The organism is Ruegeria sp. CG4 (assembly GCF_056537185.1).
The window spans coordinates 365,705-383,662 of the sequence record NZ_JBQFRB010000003.1 but is presented as its reverse complement, the minus strand read 5'-3'; the positions used below and the strand labels follow the sequence as shown (position 1 = coordinate 383,662).

Below are 17,958 nucleotides of genomic sequence, written 5' to 3'. Positions count from 1 at the left end.
AAATCATGCAAATCGCCGATCTTGGTGACGTGCAACTGCATTACCAAACGGACGGCAACCCGGACGGGGCACCGATCGTGTTTGCCAATTCCCTTGGGACCGATCTGCGCCTTTGGGACAGCGTACTGCCGCATCTGCCGGATGGCCTGCGGATCATCCGTTTCGACAAGCGTGGTCACGGATTGTCTTCGCAGCCTCCCGGCCCGTATTCGATGGGCGCCTTGATAAGGGATACCGAGGCCCTTCTGGACCATCTTGGTGTCCGGGATTGCGTATTCGTCGGCCTGTCCATCGGCGGCATGATCGCCCAAGGCCTGGCCGTCAAAAGGATGGATCAAATCCGCGCGCTGGTTCTATCAAACACCGCCGCCAAAATCGCGATCCCGGCCATCTGGCAGGATCGCATGGCCGCGGTGCGAGCTGGCGGGATCGAAGCACTGGCCGACGCAACGATGGAACGGTGGTTTTCGAAGGCCTATCGCACATCGGCGGATCATCTGCTGTGGCGCAACATGATGGTTCGCCAACCGGTCGAAGGTTATCTGGGGTGCTGCGCCGCCATATCGGGCACCGATTTCTATACGCCGACCAGCGGATTGCGCCTGCCCACATTGGGCATCGCCGGCAGCGAGGACGGCTCGACCCCGCCCGATCTGGTCAGAGAAACAGTTGACCTGATCCCCGGCTCCCGGTTTGAACTGATGCGCAAGGCGGGACATCTGCCCTGTGTCGAACACCCCAAGCAATACGCCGCCTTGTTGCGACGCTTCCTGTCCGATGTCGGATATATCTGAAGGAGAGACGACTGTGGCGGATTTTTTGCTGATCCACGGGTCCTGTCATGGCGCATGGTGCTGGCGCGATCTTATCCCCGCACTTGAACGTCTGGGGCATTCCGCCCATGCCATCGATCTGCCCAGCCACGGTTCCGACCCGACCCGCATCTGCGACGTTACGCTGGACGGGTGTCGGGACGCTGTTCTGGCGGCCACAACACCGGAAACACTCATCGTCGGGCATTCCTGGGGCGGATATCCGATCAGCGCCGCCGCCGAGGCTCAGCCAAACGCGATGCGGGGCCTGATCTATCTTTGCGCGTATGTGCCGCATGACGGCTTGTCGATGGTCGAGATGCGAAAACGCGCGCCCCGGCAACTGATTGTTGACGCCGTGGACAAATCTGCCGACGGCCTGTCCTACACCGTTCATCCAGACCGGGTGCAGGATCTGTTTTATCACGACTGCCCGACCGGCACGACCCAATATGCGCTGGCACGAATGTGCCCTCAGCCAATCCGGCCTCAGGACACCCCTTTGCCGCTGTCCGAAAGATACGCCGGCGTCAAAAAGGCATATATCCGTACAACCGACGATCATACGATACCGACCGAATACCAGGAAACGATGAGCCACTGCGCGCCGCCGAACCTGCGTCACACCATCGACAGTTCGCATTCACCGTTTTTCGCGCAGCCGGAAAAGCTGGCCACCCTGCTGAGCGAGATCGAGCATGGGTTCTGAACCCGGCTGACCGGACGTCACGACACTGTACAGGGATGTTCCCTTCCCTGCGGCCGGTCGCTAGGGTCCGCGCAGAAACCAATGAAACCGGTACTCATGCGTCTGCCATTTCTGTTTGTTCTCAGCATCGTGATGATCGACGCCATGGGCATCGGTCTGGTGATGCCCATCATGCCCGAACTGATCCTCGAGGTTCAGGCGGGAACGCTGGCAAGTGCTGCGATCTGGGGCGGGATTCTCAGCACCGCGTTCGCTGCAATGCAGTTTGTGTTCAGCCCCATTTTGGGAAATCTTTCGGATGCTTACGGGCGGCGCACGGTTCTTCTGGTGTCGCTGTTTGTCATGGCGCTGGACTACGTGGTCATGGCGGTTGCAGGCAGTATCTGGCTGCTTCTTGCCGGGCGCATCATTGGCGGCATCACCGCCGCCACCCACGCAACCGCGGCGGCTTTCATGGCGGACGTGTCAAAGCCACACGAGAAAGCCGCCAATTTCGGGCTGATCGGGGCGGCCTTTGGCGTTGGCTTCGTGCTTGGGCCGGTACTGGGCGGTGTGCTGAGTGAATACGGAACCCGCGCGCCGTTCTGGGCGGCGGCGGGGTTGTCTGCGCTGACCTTCGTCGTCGGTTTGTTCGTCATGCCTGAAACGATCACCGACAAGACCCGGCGCGCATTCAGCTGGCGACGTGCCAATACCGCAAATTCGTTGCGCGCCATCGCCGGACTGCCGGGAATTCGACCGTTGTTGTGGGTCTATTTCCTGTATTCGGTGTCAATCTATGTCTACCCCGCAATCTGGGCGTATTTCACGACTGAGCGCTTTGGCTGGTCACCGCAGATGATCGGGGTGTCGCTTGGGGTCTACGGCATGGCCATGGCGGCCGTGCAGGGCGGTCTGATCCGCCCGGCCACGCGATATCTGGGCGAGCGGGCAACCATCATCTACGGCATGGGATTCGAGATAATCAGTTTCTTGCTGTTGGCGTTTCTGACCAACGGAACTGTCGCCCTGATCCTGATCCCGATCACGGCCTTTGGCGCCGTGATCACCCCGGCCCTGCAGGCCATGATGTCGCGGGCCACTCCGGATTCCCAACAGGGCGAACTGCAGGGCGTTCTGACCTCACTCCATGCTCTGTCGATGATTATCTCTCCGTTGCTGATGACCGGCGTATTCGCGCATTTCGTGCGACCGGACACAGCTATCTATTTGCCCGGGGCGCCGTTTCTTCTTGCCCTAGTCCTGATGATTGCAGGTTTCGTGTTGTTTTCCCGGGGCGCGCCCGCTTGTGGCGTAACAACGACATCGCGATGACGGATTCCGCCTTGCAGCCTGCGCGCCATAACGCCACCGTGTGCGAAAGGGAGAGTTAACAACAATGCAAACCATCAAAGCCGCTGTATGCCATGCGTTCGGGGAACCGCTTGTTATTGAAGATGTCCGGATTTCGGCTCCGGGCAATGGCGAGGTCGAAGTGACCCTGCACGCCGTCGCGATCTGTCATTCCGACATAACATACGCCAGTGGCGCGTGGGGCGGGTTTCTGCCTGCCGTTTACGGGCACGAGGCGGCTGGCATCATATCGGCGGTGGGCAAGGACGCAGGCGGATTCCAGGTGGGCGACCCGGTCGTTGTCACGCTGATCCGGGCCTGCGGGTCCTGCCCGTCCTGCGCCGGCGGCAAACCCACGATCTGTGAAACCCCTTACGACACGGTCAAGGGACCGCTGCGTACAGCCGACAACGGTCCGCTTGAACAGGCCATGGCCTGCGGCGCTTTTGCGGAAAAGGTGGTCGTAAGCCACAGGCAGATCGTCAAAATCCCGGAATCGCTGCCCAAGGACGTTGCCAGCCTGTTGTCCTGCGGCGTGATCACGGGCGTTGGCGCAGCCGTCAACGCGGCCGGTTTGCGCCCGGGTCAGGACGTAGTCGTGATTGGCGCCGGGGGCGTAGGCCTGAACGCGATACAGGGCGCACGGCTTGCCGGGGCGCGGCGCATCGTGGCTGTGGACATGACCGAAGAAAAACTGGAAATCGCCAAAGAGTTTGGCGCAACCCATGGCGTGCTGGGCAGCCTGGACGAGCCGTGGAAGGCTGCATACAAGGCTTTGGGCGGGCGCGGGGCGGATGCTGTTCTGATTACCGTTGGCGCGATACCGGCCTATGATCAGGCCCCGCGTTACCTTGGGCGCGGCGGCAAGGCGGTCATGATCGGCATGCCGCATTCCGGCGATCAGTCCACCTACGAACCCGTCATCCTTGCCGCATTGGGACAGGGCCTGGTCGGATCGAAAATGGGCGATGTGGTCATTCAGCGCGACATCCCCTGGATGATCGACCTGTACGAACAGGGGCGGCTGAAGCTGGATGAACTGATCTCGGGGCGCTGGACGCTGGACCAGATCAACGAGGCGATTGCCGACACGAAGACCGGCTCGGCCAAACGCAACGTCATTATCTTCGACCAGAACTAACACGACCCGGCAGGAGGGCAGCTGATGAAACTGCAGGATCTCGACATTATCGTCACGGCCCCTCCGGCCCCCGGCTGGGGCGGACGGTACTGGATACTGGTCAAGGTCACGACCGATACCGGGATCATCGGCTGGGGGGAATGCTACGCCTCGTCGGTTGGCCCGGAGGCCATGAAACATGTCATCCGGGACGTGTTCGAACGGCATATGCTGGGCGAGAACCCGGAAAACATCGAGCTGATGTTCCGCCGCGCCTATTCAAGCGGCTTCACCCAGCGTCCGGACCTGACGGTCATGGGCGCGTTTTCCGGGCTTGAAATCGCGTGCTGGGACATCTTGGGCAAGGACCGGGACCGCCCGGTTTACGCCCTGCTAGGCGGGCTGATGAATGAACGCATTCGCGCCTATACCTATCTGTACCCCCTGCCCCGGCACAATCTGACCGATTTCTGGACGTCACCCGATCAGGCGGCGGAAAGCGCGGCCGAAATGGTCCGGGGCGGCTTCACTGCGGTCAAGTTCGACCCGGCTGGTCCTTACACGATGCGCGGCGGCCATATGCCGGCGATGTCCGATATCTCGATGTCGGTGGCGTTCTGCAAAGCCATACGCGAGGCGGTCGGGGACAAGGCCGACCTGCTGTTCGGCACCCACGGCCAGTTCAACACGGCGGGGGCCATTCGACTGGGTCAGGCGCTCGAGCCGTACTCGCCGCTCTGGTTCGAAGAACCCACACCGCCGGACATGATCGAAGACATGGCGCGCGTTGCCCGCAACGTCCGCATTCCGGTGGCCACAGGCGAACGGATGACCACAAAGGCCGAGTTCGGGGCGGTTCTGCGGGCTGGCGCGGCGGAAATCCTGCAACCCGCGCTGGGGCGCGCAGGTGGGATATGGGAGATGAAGAAAGTCGCCGCCATGGCCGAGATCTTCAACGCACAGATGGCACCTCACCTATACGCGGGGCCTGTGGAATGGGCCGCGAATATCCATCTGGCCGCATCCATACCCAACTTGTTGCTGCTGGAAACCATTGAAACCCCGTTCCACAACCAGTTGATCAACGGCAGTTTGCAGGTGGACAATGGATTCGTGATCCCGCCCACTGCTGCCGGCCTCGGGATCGACGTCAATGAAGAACTGGCCCGCGCGCACCCCTATACCGGGGATGGCCTGCACCTGCAGATGCAGGAGGCACCTTGTGACTACGTCAACGGCAACGCCTTTCAGGGCGGCGCCCCGGCTGTCGAGGGGTGACAATCACGACTGTAATCAGGCATAATGCTGACAATACAGACTAGTAGACAGGTCGCGCGTGACGTTCAAGGAAGTGCAGTCCCAACAACTGAGCCCTGAAAAACCTGCGGATATGAGCGAAAGCGCCGCCCGCGCGGCCGCATTTCTCAAGACGCTGGCCCATGAAGGCCGATTGATGATCCTGTGCCATCTGGGCGATGGCGAAAAATCTGTAGGGCAACTGGAGGAGCTGTTGCAGCTGAGGCAAGCGGCAGTCAGTCAGATGCTTGCCCGCTTGCGCGAGGAAAACCTGGTCTCGACCCGCCGGGATGGCAAGACAATCTACTACACGCTGAAAGACGGCAATACCGCACAGGTCATCACATTGCTCTATGACCTGTTCTGCAACCCCGAGGGCGGCATCTAGTTCGAAACGTAACCGGCAATGACCTGCAACAGCTTGAACGCGGTTGCGGCATCGTTTTCGACGACGGCAAGGAATTCCTCTTCACCGATACGCAGGCAGGACAGATCGGTTTCGGCAATCATGCTCAGCGCGCGCGGCTCTTTGCGGATCAGGCCAAGTTCGCCAACCAGCGCGCCGGGTCCGACCTTGGTGATCAGCTGATCCGGTTCGTCCTTTTGCGGCAGATACAAACCCGCCTCGCCCTCAAGAACAACGTAGGCCCCATCCGTCGGCTGGTCGTCCTTCAGAAAGATCACCTCGCCTTTCGCGGCCTCGAACCAGCGCGCACCAAACGCAAGCAGGCGCAGCTGTCTGCGGTTCAGACCCGAGAATAGGGGCGTCTGCTCCAATGCTCGCAGTTTGCGCGCAAGGTCGGCTGAGGCGGCGCTGTCTTCCTCCACGTCGATCGGTCCCTCCCCTGAAACGACACGACCTTGCCTGATTTCCACATGCATGTCGAATGCATCCGGATTCTGGAACTGATCATTCAAGTAGACAACCGTGGTCTCCGGCAGCAACTCGCGCAGGTTCTTGTAGACCGCCACTTTGGTTTTCATGTCATAACTGGCCAGCGCGTTCTCAAGAACCAGAACGTCCGGCTTCTTGATCGTTGCTCGGGTAAAGGCCAAAGGTTCGGCGAAAACCGCCGGAAGGTTTTGCCCGCCGAGGGCAACCGGAACGTTGTAGATCAGTTCGATCACCAGTGGACGCGCGCCGTTTTCGGACAGCACATCGACAATCACCTTGCGCAACTCGTCGGACCGGGCTCCTCCAACCTGGCTGACTTTGCCAAAAAGGGCGTTCTCCATCACGGTCAGACCCGGTGCAAACTCGCTCTCATCCAGCGGCACGAAAACGTCATGCAATGTCTCAAGCAGCTTGTCAGAATGGCTGTGACGCAGCTCAAGAATCCGGTCCTTCAGTTCATTGGTAAAGGCCGGCCCGATCTGTTCGGCCGAGATCACCAACGGCACCGCCAGCAGGTTTGCCAGCTGTTCATCGTTCAGCCCCGTCGCGCCTTCGTCACGGGTGCGGTCGATCAGCTCGACCGCGGCCTCATAGGTCTGGGCTTCAAGGCCAAGTTTGCGGAACAGAGGGTGATCGGTTCCATCCAGCCCAAAGATCTGGCGCAGCATGTCGATCACGTCCCGGGTCAGGCTGACCAGCGTTTCATCCAGTCCGAGTTCGCGTAATTGCCCAAGAAACACGGATTGGCGCGCCAGAAGATCCTGCGTGACCCGGACGCGCGGGGTGGCAAACAGCAGGTTTTCGGCCACGGGCAAAGCCGGGTTATAGGTATCCCGACCGAAAATCAGCGCTTGCTGTTCCAGACCATTCTGCTGAACGGCCTGCTGCACTACCGGGCGCAGTTCGACCAGTTTTGCCGCCAGCTCGGGGTGCTCGGCTGCATCGAATGTCTGCTCGCTGCCCCGCTGGAACAGGGCTGCACCCGAGCCCATACCCTCGACCAGTTGCAGCCACCACGCACGCAGTGCCTGCGCATTGTCCAGACCGGCCAGTGACGGATCCAGCCAATCTGCCCGGAACGGGTCCGGGCTGTTTCCGGCACGCTGGGTTTCGGCAAATCCGGGATCGGCCGGCCCGTCCGACAATGGCTTGAACCGCATCGGCATCATGACGTTGTCGCCCAGCGTTCCCTGAAACATCACGGGCCGCGACGTGGCATATCCGATCCGAGCCGCCACAACCCCCTGATGCATATCGGCCAGGTTCTGCCCGCCGATTTCAATGCGCCCGGCACTTGGCAGGATTTCCCGTGTCAGCAGTTCCGCCAATGCACGCCGGTCTTCCTCGCTGGGGGCGGAAATACCAACCGTCTTTCCACCCGGAAACGTAAGATTCAGATCGTCCAACACCTGATTTCCATCCATATCGCGCACCGAGACATGGTTCAGGTGGATATCGCCGTTCAGATGCGGGCGTGTTTCAGGTTCTCCATCGAATAGTTTTTCATCCAGCATTCCCGAGGGCGCAAAGCGTTCGATCACCACGTCCCAGCGCAGGGACATGTCCTGTGTCTGGTTGTAATATGTCAGCAGTTCCTTCCATGGGGAACTCAGGTCCTTGTAGGCCGCCAAGGCCGCGACCAGCGCCCCCAGCGAGACCGACCCCTGAAGCACCAGAAGCCCGCCAACCAGATAGAACATGAACGGCGTCAGCTGCGAGATGAAGTTGTTTATGAATTTCATAAAAAACTTCTTCTGGTAGATCTCGAACCGGATGCCGAACAGCCGCCCCAGCTGATCCGAGACCATCGCGCGACGATACCGCCAGCCGCCGTTTGACCGCAACGTCGATGCGCCCGCCGCGTTTTCACCAATCTGGGCCGCAAGCACGCGCACTTCCTGAATGCGTTTCTTGTTCAGCAGGTTGATCTGCTGTTGCAGGCGCGGGATAAGCCAGGCCTGCAAGGGGATCAGCGCCACTGCTGCCAATCCGAACCAGACGCTTTGCAGAAACAGGAACGACAGGATCGTGATCATCTGTCCGGCCTGCAACACCGGCTGGCTGATCGCATCGCCCATCAACCCGCCCATCGGCTCGCTTTCGGCTGTGACCATCGAGACCAGTTCACCCTGGCTGACCCGCTCGAAATAAGGTTGCGGAAAACGCAGCGCGCTGTTGATCAGCTGATAGCGGAACCTGCGCAACATCCGTTCGCTAAGGATCCCCTTCATCGTGTTGATGCGCATCTTCATCAAACCATGCGCCAGAACCGAGGCCAGAAATGCAAAGCACAGGATGATCAGGAAATTGGTCTGCGTCAGGCTGTAGCCCCAGACCTCGACCACGCTGCTGGTTGCGCCGATGGCGTCATTGATGATGCGCTTGGGCAGTTCCAGCGTCAGGTAAAGCAATGGAAACAGCGTCGCCGTCACGGCCAGCAGCACCAGCTGATCGCGTTTGGAGTACTTCCAAATAAACCGGAAAATCGTTCTTTCTATTGAACCCGCCCCTACTTCAGGTCATCGACCCGTACGTCATGGTAATCTTTAAATTCAGCAGTACGAATTTACCGCAATCCCAACAAAAGACGCAAATAGTTTCCAATTGATCGAAAATTCCCCCCTTGTGTGAACTAGTTCATTTGCGCGAGCCCAATTTAGCACCTAGAGTTTGAGACAGACTGATATGGGGAAGGCGATTTTGACTGCTACACTTGGCGCGGTGTTGCTGATGATCTGCTTATTGCAGGTCAAACATATGTTCGCGGATTTTTATCTCCAGACAGCAAAAATGCTGTCGGGCCGCGGGGAATATATGCATTTGGGACGCGCGCAGCATGCAGCGGTGCATGCGGCGGGGTCTGCTATTGTGTTTCTGCTGTTCGGGACCGCGATAGCTTTCATCCTTGTTATCGCCGTTCTGGAATGGTTCGTGCATTTCAACATAGACTTTGCCAAGGCCCGGTACTCGGACAAGCGGCAACTGCAACCCAATCAGGCGGCATTCTGGCGGGCTGCCGGGCTGGATCAGTTCATGCACAACCTGACTTACGTCGCCATGGTCTGGGCCTGGGTGGTCTACGCTTCCTAAAACCTTGGCTTCAAAGGTTGGCGCCGGGTCGTTCCTTGATCGCCTCGAACCATGCCAGGGTCGCCGTGTTTTCCTGAGGTATGCGCGTTCTGATGACCCGCGCAAAATCGACAAAAACAAAAGCCGAAATATCCGCCAGTGAAAACTCTGCCCCGGCCAAGAATGCGCTGTTTCGCAAGCGCTGCTCCAGAAGATCGAAAAACCGTGCCACGCGGTCGGTGCCGCGCTGCGCCAGTTCGGGGATCTGCGCGTAGTTGACCGGTCCTGGGATCGCCCGGTCCCGAAAGAAGGGATTGGTGTTGCGCAGCACCTCGGCAATCGGGGCGCCGCCCTGTTGCTCGACAATACTGTTCCACATCAAAACAAGTCCCTTTTCGTCCGGACCACGGCCCAACAAAGGCGGATTGGGAAAGCGCGCTTCAAGATAGGCAGCGATTCCAAGGTTTTCGGTCAGGACTGTGCCGTCATCCGTCACCAGAACCGGCACCGTTGCCCATGGATTTACCGCCTTGAAATCGTCGCTCAACTGCTCTCGATCAGCGATCGAGATGTGCCGGGTTTCAATATCAAGCCCTTTTTCAGCGATGAACATGCGGGCCCGGCGCGGGTTGGGGGCGGTTGAGCAGTCATAAAACAGCATTGGCGCTCTTTCCTGTGGTCCGGATCAGCGGCGATAAATGAAACAGCGGCCTTCCACAGCACCTGCCGGCAGCGGCACTTCGGTTAGAGCCTCGAAATACATGCGATCACTGGACACCATCAATCCGCCCTCGGCCAGCAGCGGCTCGATCAGCGGCGATACAAATCGTGCGAACGCATCGTTCTTGGCCCTGTTATGCCCGCCCAGATCCGCATGTATCAAGCTGGCCGATGCGCCAAAACGGTCGACCGACGCGGGCAGAGTTTCCCGCACGTCGCCAAGGATCACCCGATCGTCGGGCGGTGTGGACTCCGGGTGCGACGCAACCGCCCGTTCAAAAACATAAACCGGGCGATCCTGAATACGACCGATCATGTGATGATAGGTTCGCCCGTTGCCCAGCCCGAGCTCAAACACGGGACCCCGCATGCCGCGGGTTTGCGCAATGGCAAAATCCAGGCAGGCACGCTGTGACACCATGCGGTCGATGAACAGATCCAGACGGCTTTGATTGTCGGACACGGGGCAAATCTCTCCTTGATGGCAGTCGACAGACAAGATGTGGCCGACACTGCCCTAGATGACAAGAACTCAAGACTTTGTGTAGATAAATTGCCCCCGGTTTCACGTTTCCGCGACGTTTGGGCCCAAGAACGGTTTGACTATGCGGCACTAACCGCGCGAAACTGAGCCAAAAAACACAGGGAGTTGAAAAAGCCGATGCCGACCTACGGTCAAACAGGTGGTAAACCTGCATGAATGCGTTGTTGTCTGTCCAAGACCTCAGCATTGGCTTTGGCAGTGCGGAATCTGTTGTCAAAGGCGTGAATTTTGACGTCGAGGCGGGGCAAACGCTTGCTTTGGTCGGAGAATCCGGATCGGGCAAAACCATTTCCTGCCGGGCAGCGTTGCGCATTCTACCGCGCACGGCCCAGATTCGCAGCGGAACAATTACCTTGAATGATTCCAAGGGTCTGGTGGACCTGACCCGAATCAACGAACGCCAGATGCGCGATATTCGCGGCAATCGCGTTTCGATGATATTTCAGGAGCCGATGCGATCCCTCTCTCCATTGCACAAGATCGGCAATCAGGTCAGCGAGGTTCTCTGGCTGCATCGCGGTGCGTCCGAGGCGCAGGCTCGCAAAGAGGTTCTGACCCAGTTCGAGCGCGTCGGGTTTCCCGACCCTCAGCGGGCGTATGATTCTTACCCTTTCGAATTGTCCGGCGGCATGCGGCAGCGGGCGATGATCGCGATGGCGATGGTCTCGAAACCCGAGCTGCTGATCGCAGATGAACCGACCACCGCGCTGGACGTGACGACGCAGGCGCAGGTTCTGGGGCTGATCAAGGAGCTACAAAAAGAAACCGGCATGGCGCTGATCCTGGTCACGCATGACTTGGGCGTTGTCGCCAACATGGCCAAGCAGGTTGTCGTCATGCACAAGGGTCGCGTGATGGAGGCCGGTCCGGCCGAGCCGATGCTGAATGCGCCCGCGCACCCATACACGCGGCAACTGTTTGATGCCGCACCGGAAATCCCGGACAAGGATGCCGTCGGCCTGCCGATGCCGCAGGATGATCTGATCTTGCAGATGAAGGACGTCAGCAAGACTTACACCATGCGTTCAAGCAAGGGTTGGCAGGACGACAAGAAAATCTTCGCCTGTCAGGGTGTCGATCTGCAGCTGGCCCGGGGTAAAACGCTGGCCGTTGTAGGCGAAAGCGGGTCAGGCAAGACCACCGCCGCCCGCATCGCCTTGGGCGCCGAGCTACCTGATCCGGGCGGCGAAGTGCTGTTCCGCACTTCGGCAGATGCCGATCCGATCACGGTCCACAAGATGACACGCGCACAGCGCACCGCGTTTCAACGCAATGCGCAGATGGTGTTTCAGGATCCCTACAGTTCGCTTAGCCCGCGCATGCGCATTCAGGACGCCATGACCGAGCCGTTGGAAATCCACCGCATCGGGTCTGTTTCCGAACAGCGGGACAAGGCGGCCGAGATGCTGAAACGGGTGGGCTTGAACGCGGACATGCTCAAACGCTACCCGCATGCGTTTTCCGGTGGTCAGCGCCAGCGCCTGTCGATTGCCCGCGCCATGATGCTGGACCCGTTGCTGATCGTCTGTGACGAGCCGACCTCGGCACTGGACGTGTCGGTGCAGGAACAGATCCTGACATTGCTGGAAAACCTGCAGGACAGTCTGAACCTGTCCTATTTCTTCATCTCCCACGACCTTGCCGTCGTGGCGCGCATCGCTGATGAGGTCGCCGTGATGCGACGGGGACTGATCGTCGAACAAGCCCCGCCTGAGACCCTGTTTTACAATCCCCGCCACCCTTACACCAAAGCGCTGATTGCCGCTCAACCGGAACCTGACATCAACCGCCCTATCGACCTGAAACTGGTCGCTTTGGGCGCGGGGGCACCGAGCAGCTGGGAAGAAGCCTTTCGTTTCTCTGACACCGTGGTACCCTCGTTGATAGAGCTGGAGCCCGGCCATAAGGTACGTTGCCATGTTTAAAACCACTCGTCCCCTGTTTCTGGCCGCGTCGCTGGCCCTGACCTGGATGCTGCCCGCCACGGCAGAGACCGTTCCGACACCACAGGAAAGCGAATTCTGGGCCACTGAAGTCAACGCAGGCAACCTGCCCCCGGTTCAGGAGCGTTTGCCAAAGGACCCCCTGATCGTTGATCTGGCCGCAAAGGGGCGTGAATTCGGCACACCCGGCGGAACTTTGCGCACGATGGTGACGCGGTCCAAGGATATCCGCCAGATGGTCGTCTATGGGTATGCCCGCCTGGTCGGTTTCGACCAGAATTATGAAATTGTCCCGGACCTGCTGGCCTCATTCGACAACGAAGACAACCGCAAGTTCACGCTGCATCTGCGCGAAGGGCACAAATGGTCCGACGGCTCTCCCTTCACCTCGGAAGATTTTCGCTACTGGTGGGAGGATGTGGCCAACAATGAACTCCTCAGCCCCTCCGGTCCGCCGGATTTCCTGCAAGTCGAAGGCAAGTTGCCGACCGTGACTTTCCCGGACGAGCAGACAATCATTTACGAATGGGACGATCCGAACCCGAATTTCCTTCAATCTTTGGCGCAGGCCCGCCCCCCCTTCATTTACCGCCCGTCCGCCTTCCTCAAGCAATATCATGAGAAGTTTGCAGATGCCGAAGATCTGGCCTTTCAGGTTGACGATGCAAGGGTCAAAAGCTGGGCCGCGCTGCACAACAAGCTGGATAACCTCTATAAATTCGACAATCACGAACTGCCAACCCTGCAGCCCTGGCTGAACGCGAGCTCGGGCAAGAAGATCCGGCACAACTTTGTCCGAAACCCTTACTATCACCGCATCGACTCCAAGGGCGTGCAACTGCCCTATATCGATGTGGTCGAGATGGAGATCGTCGCCCCCGGCCTTGTTGCAGCCAAGACCAACGCGGGTGAGACCGATTTGCAGGGGCGCGGGCTGGCTTTCCGTGACGCTTCAATCCTGAAAAAGGGCGAGGAGAAGGGGAACTACAAGACACTGCTTTGGAAAACCGGGGTGGCGTCACAGATCGCAATCTACCCGAACCTGAATTACTCGGATGATGGCTGGCGCGAAGTGTTGCGCGATGTGCGCGTGCGCCGCGCCCTTTCACTCGCAATTGACCGCCAGACGATCAACCAGGCGCTTTACTTCAAACTGGCCCAGCCCGGTGCGATGTCGGTGCTGCCTGCCTCACCTTTCTACAACGAGGAAAATGCACAGGCCTGGGCGCAGTTCGACATCGAGCAGGCCAATGCTCTGCTGGATGAGGCCGGGCTGGACAAGCGGGATAACAATGGAATCCGCTTGCTGCCTGACGGACGTCCGATGGAACTGGTGATCGAAACCGCTGGCGAACGGCAAGAGGTTGAAAACGCATTGCAGATCGTCACCGACACCTGGCGCGAAGTTGGCGTCAAGCTGGTCATGCGCCCGCTGGACCGGGACATCCTGCGCAACCGCGTCTTCTCGGGCAATACGATGGCATCCGTCTGGTTTGGCTGGGATGACGGTATCCCGCAAAATCACACTTCCCCCGCCTATCTGGCCCCGACCGATCAGGTGTTTCTGGCGTGGCCGAAATGGGGGCAGTATCATCAGACAGGTGGCGAAGCGGGCGAGTCACCAGACATGCCTGAGGCTGAGCGGTTGATGGAACTGGCCCACAAATGGGAAATCGCCACAACCGACGAAGAGCGTCAGGCGGTCTGGACCGAAATGCTGAAAATTCATGCCGATCAGCTTTACGCCATCGGTATTCTGAACGGTGCACCGCAACCGATCGTGGTTTCGAACCGTCTGCGCAATGTACCTCAGCAAGCCATGTGGGCGTGGGAACCCGGTGCGCATTTCGGCGTCCACCGGCCAGACGAGTTCTTTTTCGCCGACTGACAGGAGCAGCTAAATGATCATGCTGCGCTACGCGGTGTACCGCTTTTTCACGATGCTGCTGACACTGCTGGTGGTGTCGGTTTTGATCTTCGTGATCATCAACCTTCCGCCCGGCGACTATCTCAGCAACCAGATTGCTGAATTGCAGGCCTCGGGCCAGTCGGCCGGCGTGGCCAAGGCCGAGTTTCTGCGCAAGGAATACGCGCTGGACCGGTCGATGCCGGAGCAATACCTGATCTGGATGGGATTCTGGCCCGGTCCCCACGGGTTCGAAGGATTGTTGCAGGGCAATTACGGCTGGTCCTTTGAATTCGACCGCCCCGTGTCCGAAATCGTGGGTGACACGCTGTGGCTGACGGTCGTGGTCAACCTGGCCGCGATCCTTTTCGTCTATGCAGTGGCCCTGCCGCTGGGTGTTTTGGCTGCAGCAAAGTCGCGGACCTGGATCGACTACACCTCGGCCTTTGTTGGCTATCTTGGTCTCGCCACGCCAAACTTTCTTCTGGCGCTGATCCTGTTCTATTACGGCCACCGCTATTTCAACCTGCCCATCGGCGGGCTGATGGACCCATCCTTCGAAGGCCAGCCGATGAGTTGGGACAAGCTGAAGTCCATTCTTGTCCACCTGATTGTTCCGACCTTTGTCATCGGCACCTCAGGCGCATCGGCGATGATGCAGCGTTTGCGGGCCAATATGCTGGACGAGTTGGGCAAGCCATATGTCGAAACCGCCATCGCCAAGGGCATGGCCCCGTCGCGGATGCTGACGAAATACCCGTTGCGCGTTGCCTTCAACCCGTTTGTGGCGGACATCGGCAACCTGCTGCCCTCGATGGTATCGGGATCGGTACTTGTGTCGGTCGTTCTGGGTCTGCAAACCATTGGCCCGACCCTGCTGACCGCGCTTAAGACACAGGATCAGTTCCTGTCGGCCTTCATCCTGATGTTCGTCGCCCTGCTGACCCTGATCGGGACGATGATCTCCGACATCCTGCTGGTTATGCTGGACCCGCGCATCCGATACGAGGGCCGTGAAGCATGAGCAAACTTCCTGACGGCCGCTATGTCGACGACGCCCCGTTCGATCCCGAAGCCTCGATCCAACAACTCGAACGCGCGGATTTGGACGCGCCGAACTGGGTTCTGGTCTGGCGCAAGTTCCGGACCCACAAGCTGGGCCTGATTTCGGGCATCTTCCTGCTGCTATGCTATCTGATGCTGCCCTTCGCCGGCTTCATTGCGCCTTACGGGCCGAACGACCGCAATGGTGAACACCTCTATGCCCCGCCCCAAAGCGTCAACTGGTTCCACGAAGGTGAATTTGTCGGGCCTTACGTCTATCCCATTGTAGCCGAAGCTGATCTTGAGACCTTTCAGTGGAAATTCGTCCCCGACACCGAAGACCCACGCCCGATCCGGTTCTTCTGTGAAGGGTCCGAATACAAGCTGGCAGGACTGATCAAAACAAACAGGCACCTGTTCTGCGCCCCCGAGGGCGCCACGCTGTTCCTTTGGGGCTCGGATCGGCTGGGCCGGGACGTGTTCAGCCGCATCCTTTACGGCGCGCAACTGTCGCTGACCGTGGGCCTCATCGGTATTTCGGTGTCGTTCTTTCTGGGTATCCTGTTCGGGTCGATGGCGGGATATTTCGGCGGCAGGATCGACTGGACCATCAACCGGGTGATCGAAATCCTGCGCTCGCTGCCGGAACTGCCCCTGTGGCTGGCCTTGTCCGCTGCGGTCCCGTCGAACTGGAGCCCGGTGGCGGTGTTCTTCATCATCTCGATCATTCTCGGCATTCTCGACTGGCCCGGTCTCGCCCGATCCGTTCGCGCCAAGTTCCTGTCCCTGCGCGAAGAGGAATACGTACGCGCGGCGGAAATGATGGGCGCAAGCTCGGGGCGGGTGATCCGCAAGCACCTTTTGCCGAACTTCATGTCACATCTGATCGCTTCGGCCACATTGTCGATCCCGGCAATGATCCTCGGGGAAACGGCGCTCAGTTTCCTCGGCCTTGGCCTGCGGGCACCGGCGGTCAGTTGGGGCGTGATGCTGAACGATGCGCAGAACCTCGCCTCGATCGAGATCTACCCGTGGACCGCCATCCCGATGCTGCCGATTATCGTCGTGGTGCTGGCCTTCAACTTCCTTGGCGACGGGCTGCGCGACAGTCTGGACCCCTATCAGCAATGAGCCTGCTGTCGTCCCTTCCCGCCGCAGACAGCTATCGGACTACCGGGAACGGCGCACTTTCAAGCGTGTTTGCGGTGTCAGAGCTGGCCACGGCCAGCTTTGCCGCCGTCGGGCAGGAGCTTGCTTCGTTGACTTCCGCCCTGAACCTGTCCGCGAAGCTACCGGAAATCACCGTCGATCACCGCCTGGCATCGCTCTGGTTCGGGTTTTCGTTCAAACCCGATGGCTGGCAGATGCCGGACCTGTGGGATGCGGTTGCCGGCAACTACAGGGCATCGGACGGTTGGATCCGGTTGCACACCAACCTGCCGCATCATCGCAACGCGGCCCTCAAGGTTCTGGATACACCCGCAGATCGGGAAGCCGTATCCCAGGCGGTCAGGCAGTGGGCGATTTCGGAACTTGAAAGCGCAATTGTCGCCGAAGGCGGTGTTGCGGCTGCCATGCGCAGCCGGGTGGAATGGCTTGAACATCCTCAGGGCCGTGCCGTGTCGCGCGACCCGCTGATTACCTGGGAAAACCCGCGAATCGTCACCCTGCGCGACCGGCAAAATGCCACAGCAGAACGGCCACTCGCTGGCTTGCGGGTCCTTGATCTGACCCGCGTTCTGGCTGGCCCGGTTTCCACCCGAACCCTCGCCGGATTCGGCGCTGAAGTGCTGCGGATCGATCCCCCCGGCTGGGACGAGCCCGGGGTCATTCCCGACATCTCGCTGGGCAAACGATGCACCTATCTGAACTTGAAATCTCCTGCCGGGGTTCAAAAGTTGCATGACCTGCTGGCCGAGGCGGACGTCTTTGTTCACGGCTATCGTCCCGGCGCACTGGACGCGCTTGGATTGACCAAAACCAAACGGGATGAACTGGCCCCGAACCGGGTTGAGGTGACACTGGACGCCTATGGGTGGCAAGGCCCCTGGTCGACCCGACGCGGGTTTGACAGCCTTGTCCAGATGAGCGCCGGGATCGCCGATGCCGGGCGCATCTGGGCGCAGGCGGACAAGCCTACCCCCCTGCCCGTGCAGGCGCTGGATCACGCCACCGGTTACCTGATGGCCGCATCAATCCTGTCGGCGCTTGCTCAGGCCGCGCGGGGGAACCCGGTGATGCACGCCAAACTGTCACTTGCACGCACCGCAGAGTTGCTGGTGGCACTCAGCAAATCCGACCCCGAGGTCGAGATGCAGGGTGCTACCCCGCAGGACTATGCCCAGGCTACCGAGGTTTCGGGTTGGGGGCCTGGCCACCGCCTGAAACCCGCGCTGAGCGTCGGGACTGCCAGGATGCACTGGCCGCTGCCCGCATCAAGACTTGGCACCTCCCCGCCGCAGTGGGCTGGTCTGTCTGCCTGACGCTTTTCCGACAGACCCTCGCTCGCAAAAACCCCAACCGCTCTGCACGTTCTCGGCCCGCCGTGGCTCAAAGGCGTGCCAGTTT

Annotated in this window: 15 protein-coding genes; 12 read left to right on the top strand and 3 right to left on the bottom strand. The window is 59.7% G+C overall.

Going from position 1 to position 17,958, the window contains the following annotated elements; translation table 11 throughout:
- The first annotated feature begins 5 nt into the window (after nt 1-5).
- The 6 genes from pcaD to ACR0J2_RS11270 all read left to right on the top strand — a co-directional run bounded on the left by pcaD (nt 6) and on the right by ACR0J2_RS11270 (nt 5,657).
- Complete coding sequence (gene pcaD / locus ACR0J2_RS11295) at nt 6-794, top strand: 3-oxoadipate enol-lactonase (RefSeq protein WP_480812614.1); 789 nt, start codon at nt 6-8, stop codon at nt 792-794.
- A 13-nt stretch (nt 795-807) separates the two neighbouring features.
- Complete coding sequence (locus tag ACR0J2_RS11290; RefSeq protein WP_321251319.1) at nt 808-1,521, top strand: alpha/beta fold hydrolase; 714 nt, start codon at nt 808-810, stop codon at nt 1,519-1,521.
- 96 nt (nt 1,522-1,617) lie between these two features.
- Complete coding sequence (locus ACR0J2_RS11285; RefSeq protein WP_480812727.1) at nt 1,618-2,835, top strand: TCR/Tet family MFS transporter; 1,218 nt, start codon at nt 1,618-1,620, stop codon at nt 2,833-2,835.
- A 64-nt stretch (nt 2,836-2,899) separates the two neighbouring features.
- Nucleotides 2,900-3,994, top strand: a complete 1,095-nt coding sequence (locus tag ACR0J2_RS11280; RefSeq protein ID WP_480812613.1) for a Zn-dependent alcohol dehydrogenase — start codon at nt 2,900-2,902, stop codon at nt 3,992-3,994.
- A gap of 24 nt (nt 3,995-4,018) precedes the next feature.
- Nucleotides 4,019-5,251, top strand: a complete 1,233-nt coding sequence (locus ACR0J2_RS11275) for a mandelate racemase/muconate lactonizing enzyme family protein (RefSeq protein ID WP_480812612.1) — start codon at nt 4,019-4,021, stop codon at nt 5,249-5,251.
- 112 nt (nt 5,252-5,363) lie between these two features.
- Nucleotides 5,364-5,657, top strand: coding sequence for a metalloregulator ArsR/SmtB family transcription factor (locus ACR0J2_RS11270; RefSeq protein WP_170613792.1), 294 nt, complete (start codon nt 5,364-5,366; stop codon nt 5,655-5,657).
- Here ACR0J2_RS11270 and ACR0J2_RS11265 read toward each other — a convergent pair.
- Nucleotides 5,654-8,650 carry a cyclic nucleotide-binding domain-containing protein gene (locus tag ACR0J2_RS11265; RefSeq protein WP_480812726.1) on the bottom strand — a complete coding sequence of 999 codons (2,997 nt, stop codon included), beginning with the start codon at nt 8,648-8,650 and terminating at the stop codon, nt 5,654-5,656. The genes ACR0J2_RS11270 and ACR0J2_RS11265 overlap by 4 nt on opposite strands.
- Before the next feature lie 214 nt (nt 8,651-8,864).
- Here ACR0J2_RS11265 and ACR0J2_RS11260 point away from each other — a divergent pair, with 214 nt between their 5' ends.
- Nucleotides 8,865-9,254 carry a DUF3307 domain-containing protein gene (locus tag ACR0J2_RS11260; protein WP_170816776.1) on the top strand — a complete coding sequence of 130 codons (390 nt, stop codon included), beginning with the start codon at nt 8,865-8,867 and terminating at the stop codon, nt 9,252-9,254.
- A 10-nt stretch (nt 9,255-9,264) separates the two neighbouring features.
- On the opposite strand, the gene ACR0J2_RS11255 is transcribed toward ACR0J2_RS11260, so the two are convergent.
- Both ACR0J2_RS11255 and ACR0J2_RS11250 read right to left on the bottom strand, forming a co-directional pair.
- Nucleotides 9,265-9,894, bottom strand: a complete 630-nt coding sequence (locus ACR0J2_RS11255) for a glutathione S-transferase family protein (protein WP_480812611.1) — start codon at nt 9,892-9,894, stop codon at nt 9,265-9,267.
- A 24-nt stretch (nt 9,895-9,918) separates the two neighbouring features.
- A complete protein-coding gene (locus ACR0J2_RS11250; RefSeq protein ID WP_170807679.1) occupies nt 9,919-10,416 on the bottom strand; it encodes a class I SAM-dependent methyltransferase in 498 nt (165 codons plus the stop codon).
- A 233-nt stretch (nt 10,417-10,649) separates the two neighbouring features.
- On the opposite strand from ACR0J2_RS11250, the gene ACR0J2_RS11245 reads away from it, so the two are divergent.
- From ACR0J2_RS11245 to ACR0J2_RS11225, 5 genes are read left to right on the top strand one after another with little or no spacing between them, the layout of a single operon-like run.
- On the top strand, nt 10,650-12,422 hold the full coding sequence (locus ACR0J2_RS11245; RefSeq protein WP_480812610.1) for an ABC transporter ATP-binding protein: 1,773 nt from the start codon (nt 10,650-10,652) through the stop codon (nt 12,420-12,422).
- Nucleotides 12,415-14,328, top strand: a complete 1,914-nt coding sequence (locus tag ACR0J2_RS11240; protein WP_170678341.1) for an ABC transporter substrate-binding protein — start codon at nt 12,415-12,417, stop codon at nt 14,326-14,328. Before ACR0J2_RS11245 ends, ACR0J2_RS11240 begins: the two co-directional genes overlap by 8 nt.
- 13 nt (nt 14,329-14,341) lie before the next feature.
- Nucleotides 14,342-15,370 carry an ABC transporter permease gene (locus ACR0J2_RS11235; protein WP_170613497.1) on the top strand — a complete coding sequence of 343 codons (1,029 nt, stop codon included), beginning with the start codon at nt 14,342-14,344 and terminating at the stop codon, nt 15,368-15,370.
- Nucleotides 15,367-16,521: an ABC transporter permease gene (locus tag ACR0J2_RS11230; protein ID WP_170613499.1), complete on the top strand. Its 1,155-nt coding sequence runs from the start codon at nt 15,367-15,369 to the stop codon at nt 16,519-16,521. The genes ACR0J2_RS11235 and ACR0J2_RS11230 overlap by 4 nt, the downstream gene beginning before the upstream one ends.
- Nucleotides 16,518-17,873, top strand: coding sequence for a CoA transferase (locus ACR0J2_RS11225; RefSeq protein WP_480812609.1), 1,356 nt, complete (start codon nt 16,518-16,520; stop codon nt 17,871-17,873). The genes ACR0J2_RS11230 and ACR0J2_RS11225 overlap by 4 nt, the downstream gene beginning before the upstream one ends.
- The last annotated feature ends 85 nt before the right edge of the window (nt 17,874-17,958 follow it).